14 protein-coding genes and 1 other annotated feature are annotated in these 19226 nt (G+C 39.8%); all 14 genes read left to right on the top strand.

The genetic code is table 11. The annotated features are described in order from the left end of the window. Positions 1 to 39: 39 nt before the first annotated feature. The 14 genes from rplK to MHB58_RS19660 all read left to right on the top strand — a co-directional run bounded on the left by rplK (position 40) and on the right by MHB58_RS19660 (position 19197). On the top strand, positions 40 to 465 hold the full coding sequence (rplK, locus tag MHB58_RS19725) for a 50S ribosomal protein L11 (RefSeq protein ID WP_008406998.1): 426 nt from the start codon (positions 40 to 42) through the stop codon (positions 463 to 465). Positions 466 to 597: 132 nt separating this feature from the next. Continuing rightward, positions 598 to 1296: a 50S ribosomal protein L1 gene (gene rplA / locus MHB58_RS19720; protein WP_087617866.1), complete on the top strand. Its 699-nt coding sequence runs from the start codon at positions 598 to 600 to the stop codon at positions 1294 to 1296. Positions 1297 to 1370: 74 nt separating this feature from the next. Next, positions 1371 to 1516, top strand: a sequence feature (ribosomal protein L10 leader region). A 32-nt stretch (positions 1517 to 1548) separates the two neighbouring features. Continuing rightward, the gene (gene rplJ / locus MHB58_RS19715; protein WP_087617865.1) at positions 1549 to 2049 is read left to right on the top strand and encodes a 50S ribosomal protein L10; all 501 of its coding nucleotides are present in this window, start codon (positions 1549 to 1551) and stop codon (positions 2047 to 2049) included. 72 nt (positions 2050 to 2121) lie between these two features. Then, the gene (rplL, locus tag MHB58_RS19710) at positions 2122 to 2481 is read left to right on the top strand and encodes a 50S ribosomal protein L7/L12 (RefSeq protein ID WP_008406994.1); all 360 of its coding nucleotides are present in this window, start codon (positions 2122 to 2124) and stop codon (positions 2479 to 2481) included. Between the two features lie 191 nt (positions 2482 to 2672). Next, on the top strand, positions 2673 to 3275 hold the full coding sequence (locus MHB58_RS19705; protein ID WP_087617864.1) for a class I SAM-dependent methyltransferase: 603 nt from the start codon (positions 2673 to 2675) through the stop codon (positions 3273 to 3275). 243 nt (positions 3276 to 3518) lie between these two features. Then, complete coding sequence (rpoB, locus tag MHB58_RS19700; RefSeq protein ID WP_173364513.1) at positions 3519 to 7073, top strand: DNA-directed RNA polymerase subunit beta; 3555 nt, start codon at positions 3519 to 3521, stop codon at positions 7071 to 7073. Between the two features lie 147 nt (positions 7074 to 7220). Beyond that, on the top strand, positions 7221 to 10901 hold the full coding sequence (rpoC, locus tag MHB58_RS19695; RefSeq protein ID WP_340735856.1) for a DNA-directed RNA polymerase subunit beta': 3681 nt from the start codon (positions 7221 to 7223) through the stop codon (positions 10899 to 10901). A gap of 182 nt (positions 10902 to 11083) precedes the next feature. Beyond that, on the top strand, positions 11084 to 11335 hold the full coding sequence (locus MHB58_RS19690) for a ribosomal L7Ae/L30e/S12e/Gadd45 family protein (RefSeq protein ID WP_008406985.1): 252 nt from the start codon (positions 11084 to 11086) through the stop codon (positions 11333 to 11335). A 100-nt stretch (positions 11336 to 11435) separates the two neighbouring features. Then, positions 11436 to 11855 carry a 30S ribosomal protein S12 gene (gene rpsL / locus MHB58_RS19685; protein ID WP_008406983.1) on the top strand — a complete coding sequence of 140 codons (420 nt, stop codon included), beginning with the start codon at positions 11436 to 11438 and terminating at the stop codon, positions 11853 to 11855. Between the two features lie 41 nt (positions 11856 to 11896). After that, positions 11897 to 12367: a 30S ribosomal protein S7 gene (gene rpsG, locus MHB58_RS19680; RefSeq protein WP_008406982.1), complete on the top strand. Its 471-nt coding sequence runs from the start codon at positions 11897 to 11899 to the stop codon at positions 12365 to 12367. 81 nt (positions 12368 to 12448) lie between these two features. Next, positions 12449 to 14527, top strand: coding sequence for an elongation factor G (fusA, locus tag MHB58_RS19675; protein ID WP_087617862.1), 2079 nt, complete (start codon positions 12449 to 12451; stop codon positions 14525 to 14527). A 134-nt stretch (positions 14528 to 14661) separates the two neighbouring features. Next, entirely contained in the window at positions 14662 to 15849 is a 1188-nt protein-coding gene (gene tuf / locus MHB58_RS19670; protein ID WP_008406980.1) for an elongation factor Tu, read from the top strand. Positions 15850 to 16048: 199 nt separating this feature from the next. Beyond that, the gene (locus MHB58_RS19665) at positions 16049 to 18229 is read left to right on the top strand and encodes a malate synthase G (RefSeq protein WP_041865671.1); all 2181 of its coding nucleotides are present in this window, start codon (positions 16049 to 16051) and stop codon (positions 18227 to 18229) included. Positions 18230 to 18375: 146 nt separating this feature from the next. Continuing rightward, the gene (locus MHB58_RS19660) at positions 18376 to 19197 is read left to right on the top strand and encodes a methyl-accepting chemotaxis protein (RefSeq protein WP_014822412.1); all 822 of its coding nucleotides are present in this window, start codon (positions 18376 to 18378) and stop codon (positions 19195 to 19197) included. Positions 19198 to 19226: the final 29 nt, after the last annotated feature.

The following is a 19226-nucleotide window of genomic DNA, read 5'->3' as shown; positions in this document are numbered from 1 at the left end:
ACCCAATTACCACATCACGGACTTAAGGAGGTGTGTCTCGTGGCTAAAAAAGTTATTAAAGTTGTAAAACTTCAAATCCCTGCTGGTAAAGCAAACCCAGCGCCACCGGTTGGTCCTGCATTAGGTCAAGCAGGTGTAAACATTATGGGATTCTGTAAAGAATTTAACGCTCGTACTGCTGATCAAGCTGGTCTTATCATTCCAGTTGAAATTTCAGTATTTGAAGACCGTTCATTCACTTTTATTACGAAAACTCCGCCAGCTGCAGTATTACTTAAAGTAGCTGCTGGTATCCAATCTGGATCTGGTGAACCAAATCGTAAAAAAGTTGCAACGGTTAAACGTGATAAAGTTCGCGAAATCGCTGAACAAAAAATGCCAGACCTTAACGCTGCTTCAGTTGAAGCTGCTATGTTAATGGTTGAAGGTACTGCGCGAAGCATGGGTATTACGATCGAAGACTAATCCCATCTTCAACACTTGATGATGTTTTTGTTTTTGGAAGGTTGCTGCACTCGGATACTTGTTTGATGAGTGCGCAACCTTTATTCGTGGGAGGTCAAATCCGTTACAACCACAATCAAGGAGGAAATTATAATGGCTAAAAAAGGTAAAAAACTGCAAGAAGCAGCTAAATTAATCGACCGCGCTACTTTATACTCTGTAGAAGAAGCAGTAGCATTAGCGCAAAAAACAAGCACAGTAAACTTTGATGCAACTGTAGAAGTAGCATTCAAATTAGGTATCGATACTCGTAAAAACGACCAACAAATCCGTGGTGCGGTAGTATTACCACACGGTACTGGTAAAACTCAACGCGTATTAGTTTTCGCTAAAGGCGAAAAACTTAAAGAAGCAGAAGCTGCTGGCGCAGACTATGTAGGCGATGCAGAATACATCCAAAAAATCCAACAAGGTTGGTTTGATTTCGATGTAATCGTTGCAACTCCTGACATGATGGGTGAAGTTGGTAAATTAGGTCGTGTATTAGGTCCTAAAGGTTTAATGCCAAACCCTAAAACAGGTACAGTTACATTTGACGTAACAAAAGCAATCGAAGAAATCAAAGCTGGTAAAGTAGAGTACCGTGCTGAAAAGTCTGGTATTATCCACGCACCAATCGGTAAAGTTTCTTTCGATACAGAAAAATTAGTAGAAAACTTCTTAGCTGTATTTGAAGTAGTTCAAAAAGCTAAGCCAGCTGCAGCAAAAGGAACTTACATGAAGTCTGTAAACGTTACAACTACAATGGGTCCTGCTGTAAAAGTTGACGCTGCTAACGTAACAGTTAAATAATTTCCGATTTTATAAAATTCGTAAAATAAAATTTGTTGACAACGCGCTTCTTACTTGGTAAGATGAGTGCTGTTGTGAATCATCCATTTGTACCGTAGACAGTAGGGGTGCCATATGCACTTAATGATCCTACCGAGGACATAGGAGTTCGGATTCTTTTTAAGATGATGTACTTTCAGCCTCTATGTCTATTTTGATGTAGAGGCTTTTCTTTGTCGGTATAAATGACTCATTCTAATAGGAGGTGTCATCATGAGCAAAGCAATCGAAACTAAAAAAGTTCACGTTCAAGAAATCGCTGAAAAATTCTCAGCTGCTGCTTCTATCGTAGTAGTAGATTACCGTGGTTTAACTGTAGCGCAAGTAACAGAATTACGTAAGCAATTACGTGAAGCTGGTGTTGAGTTCAAAGTATACAAAAACACTTTAACTCGCCGTGCTGCTGAAACTGCCGGTTTAGAAGGAATCAATGAATTCTTAACTGGTCCAAACGCTATCGCATTCTCTAACGAGGACGTAGTAGCTCCTGCTAAAATTATTAACGAATTCGCTAAGAAAAACGAAGCGTTAGAAATTAAAGCTGGTATTATCGAAGGTACTGTGGCATCAGTGGAAGACGTTAAAGCTCTTGCAGAACTTCCATCTCGCGAAGGTCTATTATCAATGCTTTTATCTGTACTTCAAGCTCCAGTGCGCAACTTCGCACTTGCAACAAAAGCTGTTGCAGAACAAAAAGAAGAGCAAGGCGCTTAATAGCAGCCTCATAACTTCAAAAATCAGGCAAATTGCCTAAAACTAATAAACATTCCATAGGAGGAAATTAAAATGAACAATGAACAAATCTTAGAAGCTATCAAAGCTATGACAGTTCTAGAGTTAAACGATTTAGTAAAAGCAATCGAAGAAGAATTCGGTGTAACAGCTGCTGCTCCAGTAGCAGTAGTTGCTGGCGGTGCTGCTGCAGCTGAAGAAAAAACTGAGTTTGACGTAGTATTAGCTTCTGCTGGTGGAGAAAAAATCAAAGTAATCAAAGTGGTTCGTGAAATCACTGGTTTAGGCTTAAAAGAAGCTAAAGAAGTTGTTGATAACGCTCCTAAAGCTCTTAAAGAAGGCGTTTCTAAAGACGAAGCTGAAGCTATCAAAGCTAAACTTGAAGAAGTTGGCGCTTCAGTAGAAGTTAAATAATTTTAGTTTAACTTTAATTGCTAAGCTATGAGCTTAGTTTAATAAGGAAAGCTCGTCACAATTTTGCGGCGGGCTTTTCTTTATTAACTTTTGTGGATATGAAAATATTGATTTTTATAGTAACCCACATGAAAAGACATCATTTTGCACAAATTAGCGCAAAATGTATTTTTTCTAAGGAGGCGTGTTGCATGTCTGAACATTATTATTCAAATAAGCCTCAAACTGAGAGTAAACCACGCCAATGGAAATTCACTTTATTAGGCAATACATTTACGTTTGAAACGGATACGGGTGTATTCAGTAAAAGCGAAGTAGATTTTGGTTCCCGTGTACTAATCGATGTGTTTGAAATGCCTAAAATTGATGGTGTTTTGCTTGATGTAGGTTGTGGCTATGGACCAATCGGATTATCGATTGCAAAAAACAACCCTGATCGTGAAGTTTACATGATGGATATAAATTCACGAGCGGTTAGTTTGTCTCAAAAAAATGCCCAGCTTAACGGGGTTCAAAATGTACGTATTTTTGAAAGCGATGGATTAGCGGCTGTAGAACCTGAAACGAAAGTAGCTGCTGTATTAACAAATCCTCCGATTCGTGCCGGTAAAGAAACGATCTTTAAGTTTTATGACGGTGCATATGAATTGTTGGAGGAAAATGGTGAGCTGTGGATTGTTATTCAGAAGAAGCAAGGCGCTCCATCAACTATGAGTCATTTAGAAGGAATGTTTTCAGAAGTAGATGTCGTTGAGAAGAAAAAAGGATATTGGATTATTCGTGCAAAAAAATAAGTAAGATTAGTTTCCAATATTGACTTGACAAATCGAATATGATAACATAATAAAATGCAAAATTATTATTTTGAGGTAGTATGCCCTTTTGCATTAAATATTCAAAGTTACGGGTATACTGCTAAGAATAAGTTAAGTTTAACCGAAAATGAGGTTTAAAAAAAGTCTCGTTTTCTTTTTGTCTTTCGAAATCATACACTATTTGTATGTTTTTGCAAAGACCTATTATCGCTTTATTGAGGGGTGAATGAGTTGACAGGTCAACTAGTTCAGTACGGACAACACCGCCAGCGTAGAAGCTTTGCGCGTATTAGTGAGGTGCTGGAACTTCCGAATCTAATCGAAATCCAAACAGCATCTTATGAGTGGTTCCTTGAAGAAGGGTTGCGCGAGATGTTCCACGACATTTCTCCAATCGAAGATTTTACAGGTAATCTTTCATTAGAATTCGTCGACTATACTTTAGGAGAACCTAAGTATGATGTGGATGAATGTAAAGAGCGTGACGTTACTTATGCTGCACCATTACGTGTAAAAGTACGTTTGCACAACAAAGAAACAAACGAAGTGAAAGAGCAAGACGTCTTTATGGGTGATTTCCCATTAATGACGGAAACAGGTACGTTTATTATTAACGGTGCTGAGCGTGTTATTGTTTCACAGTTAGTTCGTTCTCCAAGTGTATACTTCCACGAAAAAACGGATAAAAACGGTAAAAAAGGCTTTGGTGCAACGGTTATTCCAAACCGTGGTGCATGGCTTGAATATGAAACAGATGCTAAAGACGTTGTTTATGTACGTATCGATCGTACACGTAAATTACCAGTAACGGTGCTTTTACGTGCATTAGGTTTTGGCTCGGATCAAGAAATTTTAGATATCATTGGCGACAATGAATATTTACGTAATACGTTAGAAAAAGATAACACGGAAGGTACTGAAAAGGCCCTTCTTGAAATCTATGAACGCTTACGTCCAGGTGAACCACCAACAGTTGAGTCTGCGAAGAACTTATTATATTCTCGCTTCTTCGATGCAAAACGCTATGATTTAGCGAATGTTGGTCGTTACAAAATGAACAAAAAGCTTCATATCAAAAATCGTTTATTCAACCAAACGATTGCAGAGACGTTAGTGGATCCTGATACAGGGGAAATTATCGTAGAAGCAGGTACATTATTAGACCGCCGTAATTTGGATAAGTTAATTCCTTATTTAGAAAGTGGTGTCGGTTTCCGTACATTAAACCAAGTTGGTGGTGTATTGGAAGATGATATTACAATTCAGTCGGTTAAAATATTTGCGCCAAATGATGAAGCGCAAAAAGAAATTAATGTTATTTCAAACGCCTATGTAGATGAAGAAGTGAAAAATATTACTCCAGCCGATGTATTGGCATCAGTATCATACTTCTTCAACTTATTATATGACGTTGGTAACACAGATGATATTGACCATTTAGGTAACCGCCGTTTACGTTCTGTTGGCGAATTACTACAAAACCAATTCCGTATCGGTTTATCTCGTATGGAGCGTGTAGTACGTGAGCGTATGTCAATTAACGACACAGCAGCAATCGTACCACAGCAATTAATCAATATCCGTCCTGTTATCGCTTCAATTAAAGAGTTCTTCGGTAGCTCTCAATTGTCTCAATTCATGGACCAAACAAACCCGTTAGCAGAATTAACGCATAAGCGTCGTCTATCTGCATTAGGGCCTGGTGGTTTAACACGTGAGCGTGCTGGTATGGAAGTACGTGACGTTCACTACTCTCACTATGGTCGTATGTGTCCGATCGAGACGCCTGAGGGACCAAACATCGGTCTTATTAACTCATTATCTTCTTTCGCAAAAGTTAACAAGTTTGGCTTCATTGAAACTCCTTACCGCCGTGTTGATCCAGAAACAGGTGCTGTAACGAGTGAAATCCATTACTTAACTGCTGATGAAGAAGATAACTATGTAGTAGCACAAGCGAACTCAATCTTAAATGAAGACGGTACTTTCGCGAATGAAGAAGTTGTTGGACGTTTCCGTGGTGACAACACTGTATTCTCTAAAGACCGCATCGACTACATGGATGTATCGCCTAAACAAGTAGTATCTGCTGCGACAGCATGTATTCCGTTCTTAGAAAACGACGACTCAAACCGTGCGTTAATGGGAGCGAACATGCAACGTCAAGCTGTTCCATTACTATATCCAAACGCACCATTCGTTGGTACGGGTATGGAACATGTAGATGCACGTGATTCTGGTGCTGCTGTAGTTGCCAAATTCGATGGTATTGTTGAACATGTAGAAGCACGTTCAATTCACGTACGTCGTATTGAAGTAGTAGATGGCAAAGAAGTTAAAGGCGATTTAACAAAATATAAATTACAAAAATTCATTCGTTCTAACCAAGGTACTTCTTATAACCAACGTCCAATCGTAAAAGTTGGCGACCGTGTAAAACCTCGTGATATTTTAGCTGATGGTCCATCTATGGAAAAAGGCGAATTAGCACTTGGTCAAAACGTACTTGTTGCGTTCATGACATGGGACGGCTTCAACTACGAGGATGCTGTAATTATGAGCGAACGCCTTGTTAAAGACGATGTATATACTTCTGTTCATATTGAAGAATATGAATCAGAGTCTCGTGATACAAAGCTTGGACCTGAAGAAATCACACGTGATATTCCAAACGTGGGTGAAGATGCACTTCGCAACTTGGACGACCGCGGAATTATCCGTATCGGTGCAGAAGTTCGCGATGGTGATATTCTAGTAGGTAAAGTTACGCCTAAAGGAGTTACAGAGTTAACTGCGGAAGAGCGTTTATTACATGCTATCTTCGGTGAAAAAGCTCGTGAAGTACGTGATACGTCTCTACGTGTACCACACGGAGCTGGCGGTATCATTTTAGATGTTAAAGTATTCAACCGTGAAGACGGCGATGAATTACCACCAGGTGTAAACCAACTAGTTCGTGCTTATATTGTTCAAAAACGTAAAATCCGCGTTGGTGACAAAATGGCCGGACGTCACGGTAACAAAGGTGTAATTTCACGTATCTTACCGGAAGAGGATATGCCGTTCATGCCGGACGGAACTCCAGTTGATATCATGCTTAACCCACTAGGGGTACCTTCACGTATGAACATCGGACAAGTGCTTGAGCTACACTTAGGTATGGCTTCACGTTACTTAGGTATTCATATGGCTTCACCAGTATTCGATGGTGCCAACGAAGCCGATGTTTGGGAAACGATGGAAGAAGCTGGTATGAACCGTGATGGTAAAACAATTCTTTATGATGGACGTTCAGGTGAGCCGTTCGATAGCCGTGTTTCTGTTGGTATCATGTACATGATCAAACTAGCGCACATGGTTGACGATAAACTTCATGCACGTTCAACTGGACCTTACTCATTAGTAACGCAACAGCCGCTTGGTGGTAAAGCACAATTCGGTGGTCAGCGCTTTGGTGAGATGGAGGTTTGGGCACTTGAAGCATACGGTGCAGCATACACGTTACAAGAGATTTTAACTGTAAAATCGGATGACGTTGTAGGTCGTGTGAAAACATACGAAGCAATCGTAAAAGGTGAAAGTGTTCCAGAACCAGGTGTTCCAGAATCATTTAAAGTATTAATTAAAGAACTTCAATCATTAGGTATGGATGTGAAGATGCTTACAATCAACGACGAGGAAGTGGAATTACGCGACCTTGACGATGAAGATGAAGTAGCTGCACCTGTCGAACGATCTAATGATAAAGAAGAAGACCCAGTAGAATCATTTGAATAACTTCAATTGAATCGGGCAGGTATATGCCCTGCCCGATTTTTCTTATATGTTAGATGCAAGTTTCATTATGGCCTAATATGAAATTTTGTAAGTGTAGAGCTACATTAAAAGTCATTTACGACTTATAACTAAAGGGAGGTAGGCTCCTTGATCGATGTTAATGAATTTGAATATATGAAAATTGGTTTAGCTTCGCCTGACAAGATCCGTTCTTGGTCATACGGAGAAGTAAAAAAACCAGAAACAATTAACTACCGTACATTAAAACCAGAAAAAGATGGTCTATTCTGTGAACGTATTTTTGGACCAACTAAAGACTGGGAATGTCACTGTGGTAAATATAAGCGCGTACGTTATAAAGGTGTCGTTTGTGACCGCTGTGGCGTAGAAGTAACGCGTTCGAAAGTTCGCCGTGAACGTCAAGGACATATCGAACTAGCAGCACCTGTATCACATATTTGGTACTTCAAAGGTATTCCAAGCCGTATGGGTCTTATTTTAGATATGTCTCCACGTGCATTGGAAGAAGTAATTTACTTTGCTTCATATGTAGTAATCGAGCCAGGTCAAACGTCTTTAGGCTATAAAGACTTACTTTCTGAAAAAGAATACCGTGCATACCGTGAAAAGTATGGCAGTGAATTCGAAGCAGCAATGGGTGCTGAAGCGATTAAACGTCTTTTAGAAAAAATTGACTTAGAAGATGAAACACAAGTTTTAAAAGAAGAGTTAAAATCTGCACAGGGCCAACGCCGTACACGTGCGATTAAACGTTTAGAAGTAGTAGAGTCATTCCGTAACTCAGGCAACAAACCAGAGTGGATGATTTTAGATGTACTACCGGTAATTCCGCCAGAGCTTCGTCCGATGGTGCAATTAGATGGTGGACGTTTTGCTACATCTGACTTAAATGACCTTTACCGTCGTGTTATTAACCGTAACAACCGTTTAAAACGTTTACTTGACCTTGGTGCACCAAGCATTATCGTTCAAAACGAGAAACGTATGTTACAAGAAGCGGTTGACGCATTAATCGATAATGGTCGTCGTGGCCGTCCTGTAACAGGTCCTGGTAACCGTCCTTTAAAATCACTTTCACATATGCTGAAAGGGAAACAAGGTCGTTTCCGTCAAAACTTACTTGGTAAACGTGTAGACTACTCTGGTCGTTCGGTTATCGTAGTAGGTCCTAACTTAAAAATGTACCAATGTGGTCTTCCAAAAGAAATGGCAATCGAACTGTTCAAACCTTTCGTAATGAAAGAGTTAGTGGAACGTGGCCTTGCCCATAACATCAAGAGTGCAAAACGTAAAATTGAGCGTTTACACAATGAAGTTTGGGACGTATTAGAAGATGTAATTCGTGAGCATCCGGTATTACTTAACCGTGCACCGACATTACACCGTCTTGGTATCCAAGCATTCGAGCCTACACTAGTAGAAGGCCGTGCAATCCGTCTTCACCCATTAGTATGTACAGCTTATAACGCTGACTTCGATGGTGACCAAATGGCGGTTCACGTTCCATTATCAGCTGAGGCACAAGCAGAAGCCCGTTTACTTATGTTAGCGGCACAAAACATCCTTAACCCGAAAGACGGGAAACCGGTAGTAACTCCATCTCAGGATATGGTATTAGGTAACTATTACTTAACACTTGAGCGTGAAGGTGCTCGTGGTGAAGGTGCTGTATTTAATGATTCAAACGAAGTGTTAATCGCCTACCAAAACGGTCATGTACATTTACACTCTCGTATTGCGATTAAAGCAAGCTCATTAAATAACCCGACATTTACAGAAGAACAAAATAAAATGTTCCTATTATCGACTGTAGGTAAAGTAATCTTCAATGAAATTTTACCACGCTCATTCCCTTATATTAATGAGCCGACTTCAGTCAACTTAGAGCAAAAAACACCTGAAAAGTACTTCGTGAACTTAACAATTGACGAAGAGTTACTGAAAGAAATCGAAGCAACAGAAGGCTATGCTGATTTATCTGAATCAGAAAAAATTGAAGCACAACGCCGTGCTATGTTAGCGAAGCACTTCACAAATATGCCTGTAGTAGATCCTTTCCGTAAAAAATTCTTAGGGAATGTTATTGCTGAAGTATTTAAAGAGTTCCACATTACAGAAACTTCTAAGATGCTTGACCGCATGAAAAACTTAGGTTTCAAATATTCTACTCGTGCAGGTATTACAGTAGGTGTATCTGACATCGTCGTATTACCGGATAAAGGCGTAATCCTTGAGGAAGCCCAAAGCAAAGTAGATAAAGTAATGATCCAGTTCCGCCGTGGTTTAATTACTGAGGAAGAGCGTTATAACCGAGTTATTAACGTATGGACAGCTGCGAAAGATGAAATTCAAGGCAAGCTGATGAAATCTTTACAAAAAACTAACCCGATCTTCATGATGTCTGACTCTGGTGCCCGTGGTAACGCATCGAACTTTACACAGTTAGCTGGTATGCGTGGTCTGATGGCCAACCCGGCTGGTCGTATCATCGAGTTACCAATCAAGTCTTCATTCCGTGAAGGTTTAACAGTATTAGAGTACTTCATCTCTACACACGGTGCGCGTAAAGGTCTTGCCGATACAGCACTAAAAACTGCCGATTCAGGTTACTTAACTCGTCGTTTAGTTGACGTAGCACAAGATGTTATCGTTCGTGAAGACGACTGTGGTACTGACCGCGGTTTATTAATCGGTTCATTAATGGAAGGAAACGAATTGATTGAAGCGTTAGACGAACGTATTGTTGGTCGTTACGTGAAGAAAACAGTTCGCCATCCAGAAACAGGAGCGGTTATTGTAGAGCGTGATGGTTTAATTACACAAGATATTGCTCGCGTAATCGATGATGCAAATATCAAAGAAATTACAATCCGTTCTGCATTTACATGTAATACAAAACACGGTGTATGTAAAAAATGTTACGGTATGAACTTAGCTACTGGTGAAGGGGTAGAAGTTGGTGAAGCAGTTGGTATTATTGCTGCACAATCTATCGGTGAACCAGGTACACAGTTAACGATGCGTACATTCCATACTGGTGGGGTAGCCGGTAATGATATTACACAAGGTCTTCCACGTATCCAGGAAATTTTCGAGGCGCGTAACCCTAAAGGTCAAGCAGTCATTTCTGAAATTACTGGTACAGTGATCGAAATTGAAGAAATTCGTGAAGGTCTTAAAGAAGTAACGATCCAAGGTGATGTGGAAACACGTAAATACCAAGCACCTTACAACGCGCGTCTAAAAGTAGCAGAAGGCGACACAATTATAGCGGGTCAAACATTATCTGAAGGTTCTATCGATCCGAAGCAATTATTAAAAGTTAAAGATGTATCGACAGTTCAAGAATATTTATTAAAAGAAGTACAGAAAGTATACCGTATGCAAGGGGTAGAAATCGGAGACAAACACATCGAAGTAATGGTTCGCCAAATGCTTCGTAAAGTGCGTGTGATTGAAGCAGGTGACACTGAGTTATTACCAGGTTCACTTCTTGATATTCACCAATTCTCTGAGGCGAATGCTGAAGCCGTACTTAGCGGGAAAACACCAGCAACTTGCCGTCCTGTCATTTTAGGTATTACAAAAGCTTCTCTTGAAACAGAATCATTCTTATCAGCTGCATCATTCCAAGAAACAACACGTGTGTTAACGGATGCTGCAATTAAAGGTAAACGTGATGAGCTTCTAGGTCTGAAGGAAAACGTAATTATCGGTAAACTAGTTCCGGCTGGTACAGGTATGCAACGTTACCGTCAAATCCGTATGGAGCAAGAAGAATCAGCAGAAGTAACTACAGCTGAATAGCAGTATTTAATGAAGAGATCCCCGTCAGAGACTTATTCTCTGACGGGAGATTTTCTTGAAAACTTCCTTGAAATAAATATTAACCAACATACTTTCATAAGAAATCTGTTGACAGTGTAAGTTTGGAATGATAATATATTGAAGGTTGATAGTTAACTGTCTGTACTTAGGAGGATATGAAAATGTCTTACGATCAAGTAAAACAGGCCAGTAAAACAATCATAGGTATAAAGCAAGCAGTGAAAGCAATGTATGCTGGACAAGTAACAGCTCTTTTTGTCGCAATCGATGCAGACAAATGGGTAACCGATCCGGCCATTCTTCTCGCGAAAGAAATCGGTGTACCAGTTAATTACGTCGATTCAAAGAAAGAACTTGGTAAAGCTTGCGGCATTCATGTTGGAGCTGCAGTTGTTGCGATTACTGCGATGTAGTTTTTGTGTAAAGTACACAAAGACTTTGTTTTTACCCAAAAAATGAACCACCTGGATGTGTGGTATTGAAACAAGGAAAAAATGAAGGGAGGACAAATCGATGCCTACAATTAACCAATTAGTACGTAAGCCTCGTCAATCTAAAAGCACGAAATCAAAATCTCCAGCGTTAAACAAAGGATATAACTCATTTAAAAAATCTTTAACTGACGTTAAGTCTCCTCAAAAACGCGGAGTTTGTACTCGTGTAGGTACAATGACACCACGTAAACCGAACTCGGCTTTACGTAAATACGCTCGTGTACGCTTAACTAACCAACTTGAGGTTACTGCGTATATCCCAGGTGAAGGTCACAACTTACAAGAGCACAGTGTAGTTCTTATCCGTGGCGGACGCGTAAAAGACTTAGCTGGAGTACGTTACCACATCGTTCGTGGTGCACTTGATACAGCTGGTGTTAACGGTCGTTTACAATCTCGTTCTAAATACGGTACTAAACGCCCTAAAGAAAAAAAATAATTTAAGTTTAAATATACAACGATTTGAAAGGAGGAAAACACATGCCTCGTAAAGGTCCTGTTTCCAAACGTGACGTGTTACCAGATCCACTTTATAATTCAAAATTAGTAACTCGTTTAATCAACAAAATGATGATTGATGGTAAAAGAGGTACTTCTCAAAAGATTTTATACGGAGCTTTCGAATTAGTTCAAGAGCGTTCGGGTCAAAATGCTTTAGAAGTATTTGAAGCTGCATTAAACAACGTAATGCCTGTATTAGAAGTACGTGCTCGTCGTGTTGGTGGTTCTAACTACCAAGTACCAGTAGAAGTTCGTCCAGAACGTCGTACAACTTTAGGTTTACGTTATTTAGTAAACTATGCTCGTCTTCGTGGAGAAAAAACGATGGAAGAGCGCTTAGCTAACGAAATCTTAGATGCATCTAACAACACAGGTGCTTCAGTTAAGAAACGTGAAGATATGCACAAAATGGCAGAAGCGAACAAAGCATTCGCTCACTACCGTTGGTAATTTGATCTTTGCTCTAGCATTGCTGGGGCTAAGATTTTTACCATCTATACAGTTAACCCAATATGGAAGGAGAAATTTCCTATGAAACGCGAATTCTCTCTAGAGAATACTCGTAATATTGGGATCATGGCTCACATTGATGCTGGTAAAACAACAACTACTGAGCGTATCCTTTATTACACTGGTAAGATTCACAAAATCGGTGAAACTCATGATGGCGGTTCTCAAATGGACTGGATGGAGCAAGAACAAGAGCGTGGTATCACGATCACTTCTGCTGCAACAACAGCTCAATGGAACGGTCACCGTATTAACATCATCGATACTCCAGGACACGTAGACTTCACTGTTGAAGTTGAACGTTCTTTACGCGTACTTGATGGTGCTGTAACAGTATTAGATGCTCAATCTGGTGTTGAGCCTCAAACTGAAACAGTATGGCGTCAAGCTACAACATACGGAGTTCCTCGTATCGTATTCATCAACAAGATGGATAAAATGGGAGCTGACTTCCTATATTCTGTAGGTACATTACATGAGCGTTTACAAGCTAATGCTCACCCAATCCAATTACCAATCGGTGCTGAAGACGAGTTCCGCGGAATTATCGATTTAATCGAAATGAACGCTACTTTCTACGGTAACGATGAAGGTACAGATGTAACTGTAGGAGAAATCCCTGCAGAATTCATGGATCAAGCTGAAGAGTACCGTGAGAAATTAATCGACGCTGTTGCAAGTGTTGATGAAGAACTTATGGAGAAATACTTAGAAGGCGAAGAAATTACTAAAGAAGAATTAAAAGCAGCAATCCGTAAAGCTACTATCGCGGTAGAATTCTACCCAGTACTTTGTGGTACAGCATTCAAACACAAAGGTGTTCGTAAAATGTTAGATGCTGCTGTTGATTATCTTCCAGCTCCAACAGACGTAGAAGCTATTAAAGGTACGGATGTTGACGGTGAAGAAGAAATCATCCGCCATTCTTCTGATGAAGAGCCATTCTCAGCTCTTGCATTCAAAGTAATGACAGACCCATTCGTAGGTAAGTTAACATTCTTCCGTGTGTACTCAGGTACATTAGAAGCTGGTTCTTACGTACAAAACTCTTCTAAGGGTAAACGTGAGCGTGTAGGACGTATCCTACAAATGCACGCTAACTCTCGTGAAGAGATTGCAAAAGTATACTCTGGTGATATTGCTGCTGCAGTAGGTCTTAAAGATACTACAACAGGTGATACTCTATGTGACGAGAAAAACCTTGTTATCTTAGAGTCAATGGAATTCCCAGAGCCAGTTATCTCTCTTTCTGTAGAACCAAAATCTAAAGCTGACCAAGATAAAATGGGTCAAGCTTTACAAAAACTACAAGAAGAAGATCCAACATTCCGTGCACATACAGACACTGAAACAGGTCAAACAATCATCTCTGGTATGGGTGAACTTCACCTTGATATCTTAGTTGACCGTATGAAACGTGAATTTAAAGTTGAAGCTAACGTGGGTGCTCCAATGGTATCTTACCGTGAAACATTCCGTAGCGAAGCTAAAGTTCAAGGTAAATTCTCTCGTCAATCTGGTGGTCGCGGTCAATACGGTGACGTAACGATCGAGTTCTCTCCAAACGAAGAGGGTAAAGGTTTCGAATTCGAAAACGCTATCGTTGGTGGTGTTGTACCTCGTGAATACATCCCTGCAGTAGAAGCGGGTCTACGTGACTCTCTTGACCGCGGTGTTGTTGCTGGTTACCCACTAATCGACATCAAAGCGAAATTAGTATTCGGTTCTTACCATGACGTTGACTCAAGTGAAATGGCGTTCAAAATCGCTGCATCTATGGCTTTAAAAGAAGCAGCTAAAAAATGTAACCCAGTTATCTTAGAGCCAATGATGAAAGTAGAAGTTGTAATTCCAGAAGAGTACCTTGGTGATATTATGGGTAACATTACTGCTCGTCGCGGTCGCGTAGAGGGTATGGAAGCTCGTGGTAACTCTCAAGTAGTACGTGCTATGGTTCCACTATCTGAAATGTTCGGATATGCTACAACTTTACGTTCTGCAACTCAAGGTCGCGGTGTATTCTCAATGACGTTCGATCACTATGAAGAAGTACCAAAATCAATTGCAGAAGATATCATCAAAAAAAATAAAGGTGAATAATTGAAATTTCACCTTGCATCAAGTATAAATAATTTGTAAGCTATGATTGACTGACTATAGATGGGGCCCGTTTATAGTCGGCATCTTAGAATAATTTTAAAAAATAAAACATATCTCTGAGGAGGCATTTTCTAATGGCTAAAGAAAAATTTGACCGTTCTAAAACGCATGCTAATATTGGTACAATCGGACACGTTGACCATGGTAAAACAACTTTAACTGCTGCTATCGCAACAGTTCTTTCTAAAAAAATGGGTGGTGCAGCTAAATCTTACGCTGACATCGATAATGCTCCAGAAGAAAAAGAGCGCGGTATCACAATCAATACTTCTCACGTAGAGTATGAAACTGAAACTCGCCACTATGCACACGTTGACTGCCCAGGACACGCTGACTATGTTAAAAACATGATCACTGGTGCTGCACAAATGGACGGCGGTATCTTAGTAGTATCTGCTGCTGATGGTCCAATGCCACAAACTCGTGAGCACATCCTTTTATCTCGTCAAGTAGGTGTTCCTTACTTAGTAGTATTCATGAACAAATGTGATATGGTAGACGACGAAGAATTATTAGAATTAGTTGAAATGGAAATCCGTGACTTATTATCTGAGTACGACTTCCCAGGCGACGACATTCCAGTAATCAAAGGTTCTGCTTTAAAAGCTTTAGAAGGCGAAGCAGAATGGGAAGAAAAAATCGTTGAGTTAATGGACGCTGTAGATTCTTACATCCCAACTCCAGAACGTCAAACTGACAAACCATTCATGATGCCAGTAGAGGACGTATTCTCTATCACTGGTCGTGGTACAGTTGCAACTGGCCGTGTTGAACGTGGTCAAGTTAAAGTTGGTGACGTAGTTGAAATCGTAGGTATCGAAGAAGAAGCGAAACAAACTACTGTAACTGGTGTAGAAATGTTCCGTAAATTATTAGACTATGCTGAAGCTGGTGACAACATCGGTGCTTTATTACGTGGTGTTGCTCGTGAAGACATCCAACGTGGTCAAGTATTAGCTAAACCAGGTTCAATCACTCCACACACTAACTTCAAAGCTGAAGTTTATGTTTTATCAAAAGAAGAGGGTGGACGTCACACTCCATTCTTCTCTAACTACCGTCCTCAGTTCTACTTCCGTACAACTGACGTAACTGGTATCTGCATGTTACCAGAAGGCGTAGAAATGGTAATGCCTGGCGACAACATCGAAATGACTGTTGAATTAATCGCTCCAATCGCTTTAGAAGAAGGTACTAAATTCTCTATCCGCGAAGGTGGCCGTACTGTAGGCGCTGGCGTAGTAGCATCTATCCAAAAATAATTTTAGCTTATTGCTAATTTTCAAAAACATCTTGCAGGGACGCTTGCAAGATGTTTTTTTTGTGCCCTTTATAACGTAAATGCATAATGTTTATTCAATATATGTATTTCATTTATATCTAATGACTCTTGTATAATGAAACGTAAGAACAGGGGATTCTAATTCATTATTAGAAATGTTCATTTAAAAGGGGGATTTAATGGTGACAAATTATGTGCAAGTGGGGAACTTACAAGTAACGGAAGTATTATTTCAGTTTATTAATGAGCAAGTATTACCAAACAGTGGAGTAGAGCAAACGGCATTTTGGGATGGCTTCGATAAGCTGGTTCATGAGTTGGCACCTGAAAATAAAGCATTGCTTGCTCAACGTGATGCATTGCAAGTACAAATTAATGAGTGGCATAAAGGAAATAAGGGGAATTTCCAATTTGCCGACTATAAGGCGTTTTTAGAAGAAATCGGTTATGTAGAACCAAAAGCAGAAGACTTCCAAGTGGAAACAGAAAACGTAGATGCAGAAATTGCATATCAGGCAGGTCCGCAATTAGTAGTACCTGTCAGCAATGCACGCTATGCAATTAATGCAGCAAATGCACGTTGGGGAAGTTTCTATGATGCACTATACGGTACAGATGTCATTAGTGACGAAGACGGTACTGAAGCAGGCAAGGGTTATAATCCGATTCGTGGAAACAAAGTAATCGATTATGCGAAAAAGTTTTTAGATCAAGCAGCTCCTTTAAAAGCAGCTTCACATAAAGATGCAATAACTTATAAAATTGCAGAAAGTAAATTAGTAATTACGCTCGTAAATGGTGAAACGACGACATTGGCAGAGCCGGAAAAGTTAGTAGGCTACCAAGGAACAACAGAACAGCCGACTGCGATTTTACTGAAAAATAATGATTTGCACATTGAAATTCAAATTGACCGAAATCACCCAATTGGAAAAGATGATGCAGCTGGAGTAAAAGATATTTATTTAGAGTCTGCTATTACGACAATTATGGACTGCGAGGACTCGGTAGCAGCAGTAGATGCAGAAGATAAAGTGGAAGTTTATGCAAACTGGTTAGGGCTAATGAAAGGCGACTTAACGGCAACTTTTGCAAAAGGATCGAAAACGGTAACACGTACATTAAATCCTGACCGAGTATATACGGGAGTTAATGGTGATACGGTAACATTAAATGGCCGCTCTTTAATGTTTATTCGCAATGTAGGTCACTTAATGACAAATCCGGCAATTCTAGATCAAGATGGCAGCGAAGTGCCTGAAGGAATTATGGATGGTGTCGTAACGAGCTTAATAGCGAAGCATGAAGTAATTGGCAATGGTTCGTATAAAAATTCGCAAAAAGGCTCTATCTATATTGTAAAACCAAAAATGCACGGCTCAAAGGAAGTAGCGTTTGCAAATAAACTATTTGAGCGTGTAGAAGATTTAATCGGATTGGAACGATTCACGTTAAAGATTGGTGTTATGGATGAGGAACGACGTACATCACTTAACTTAAAAGCATGTATACGTGAAGTGAAGAATCGTATTGTCTTTATTAATACAGGATTCCTGGATCGTACAGGAGATGAAATCCATACATCAATGGAAGCGGGCCCAATGATTCGCAAAGGCGAAATGAAAACATCAACATGGCTCACATCTTATGAAAAATCCAATGTCATCGTTGGGTTAAATGCAGGCTTGCAAGGCCGTGCACAAATTGGAAAAGGGATGTGGGCTATGCCGGACTTAATGGCAGAGATGATTGAGCAGAAAATCAATCATCCAAAAGCAGGGGCAAATACTGCTTGGGTACCATCGCCGACAGCCGCAACATTACATGCAACACATTATCATGAAGTAAATGTAAAAGACGTTCAAAAAGGTATTGTGTCATCGGAAGATTTACAAGATGCGATTTTGGAAATCCCGGTAGCGGCAAATACAGATTGGACACGTGAAGAAATTCAACATGAGCTTGATAATAATGCACAAGGAATCCTTGGCTACGTAGTCCGTTGGGTGGAACATGGTGTGGGCTGTTCAAAAGTGCCGGATATTAATAATATCGGCTTAATGGAAGACCGCGCAACGTTGCGTATTTCAAGTCAGCATGTTGCAAACTGGCTGCATCACGGTATTTGTACGAAAGAACAAGTAGAGGAATCATTGAAACGTATGGCAAAAATTGTAGATGAGCAAAATGCAGACGATCCCGAATATTTACCAATGTCAGCAAACTACGAGGATTCTGTAGCTTTCCAAGCAGCAAGTGAGCTTATATTTAAAGGCTATGATCAACCAAATGGTTACACAGAGCCGATTTTACACAAAAAGCGTATTGAAGCGAAAGCAAAACAAAAAGTAAACGCATAAGATTTACTAAGCTACTACTATTTCTTCTGAAATAGTAGTCTTTTTCGTTTAAGTATCTAAAATTAATGGGAATTTAATCAATTAAGTGTAAAAATGGTATAATAGTAACGAAATTGTAATAGCAACAGGAAAGAAGAGAGTTAAACATGCTTAATAAAATAGAATCTTTAGATGCGCTAATTTCCATGATAACGATCGTGAAAGAAGCAATTCCAGCAGACTTATCAATTGCAATATGTGATTTAGAAAAGTTTGTAGCCTATTTCCCTGCTGAAGGTTTAGACCTGAAAATACGTGTTGGGCAACAATTAAATCCGGAAGAGCCATTAAAGATGGCATTAAATAAAAACCGCCGTTTAGAGGCCATTGTACCAGCCGATTATTATGGTTTTGAATTTATCGGTACAGCTACGCCATTATTTGATAAAACAGGTAAAACAGTCGGAGGAATTGCTGTTCAATTGAGAAAGCACTCGGAGTTAATAGAAATTTCCCAAGCAATAATGGGTTCTCTATCACATGCGAACCAGCAGATTGGCAGTATTGCAGGTGGTTCTACAAAATTGAAAGAATCAGCAGATGAGTTATTAAAACAATCAAAGCAGGCTGAAGTGAATGTTCAACAGACTTCAGACATTTTAACGTTGTTGAAACGTATGGCGGACCAAACCAATTTGTTAGGATTAAATTCGGCAATCGAAGCTGCCCGTGCAGGTGAAAAAGGGAAAGGCTTTGAAGTCGTAGCGACGGAGATCCGTAGATTTTCGAAGGAAACAGTTGAATCAACACAGAAAATTAGAGAAACGATGGCCCAAATTAGTGAGGCTACACAAAACATTACGAACTCTATTGCTCAAATCTCCACTATTGGAACATCACAAAGCGAATCTATTCAACAAGTTTCCGACTTTGTGAATGAAATTCAAACAATGTCTGCGCAGTTAAATGAGTATGCAAATAAATTATAAATGGTTGCCTAGAGATTCAAATTTTCTAG

It is taken from the genome of Solibacillus sp. FSL K6-1554 (assembly GCF_038005185.1).
Taxonomy (GTDB): Bacteria; Bacillota; Bacilli; order Bacillales_A; family Planococcaceae; genus Solibacillus; species Solibacillus silvestris.
This window is presented reverse-complemented; position numbering and strand designations above follow the sequence as displayed.

Bases quoted from the DNA above. Each gene is read 5' to 3' on its own strand.
- rplA (WP_087617866.1), top strand. From the start codon at position 598: ATGGCTAAAAAAGGTAAAAAACTGCAAGAAGCAGCTAAATTAATCGAC.
- rplJ (WP_087617865.1), top strand. From the start codon at position 1,549: ATGAGCAAAGCAATCGAAACTAAAAAAGTTCACGTTCAAGAAATCGCT.
- rplL (WP_008406994.1), top strand. From the start codon at position 2,122: ATGAACAATGAACAAATCTTAGAAGCTATCAAAGCTATGACAGTTCTA.
- MHB58_RS19705 (WP_087617864.1), top strand. From the start codon at position 2,673: ATGTCTGAACATTATTATTCAAATAAGCCTCAAACTGAGAGTAAACCA.
- MHB58_RS19690 (WP_008406985.1), top strand. From the start codon at position 11,084: ATGTCTTACGATCAAGTAAAACAGGCCAGTAAAACAATCATAGGTATA.
- rpsL (WP_008406983.1), top strand. From the start codon at position 11,436: ATGCCTACAATTAACCAATTAGTACGTAAGCCTCGTCAATCTAAAAGC.
- rpsG (WP_008406982.1), top strand. From the start codon at position 11,897: ATGCCTCGTAAAGGTCCTGTTTCCAAACGTGACGTGTTACCAGATCCA.
- fusA (WP_087617862.1), top strand. From the start codon at position 12,449: ATGAAACGCGAATTCTCTCTAGAGAATACTCGTAATATTGGGATCATG.
- tuf (WP_008406980.1), top strand. From the start codon at position 14,662: ATGGCTAAAGAAAAATTTGACCGTTCTAAAACGCATGCTAATATTGGT.
- MHB58_RS19665 (WP_041865671.1), top strand. From the start codon at position 16,049: ATGGTGACAAATTATGTGCAAGTGGGGAACTTACAAGTAACGGAAGTA.
- MHB58_RS19660 (WP_014822412.1), top strand. From the start codon at position 18,376: ATGCTTAATAAAATAGAATCTTTAGATGCGCTAATTTCCATGATAACG.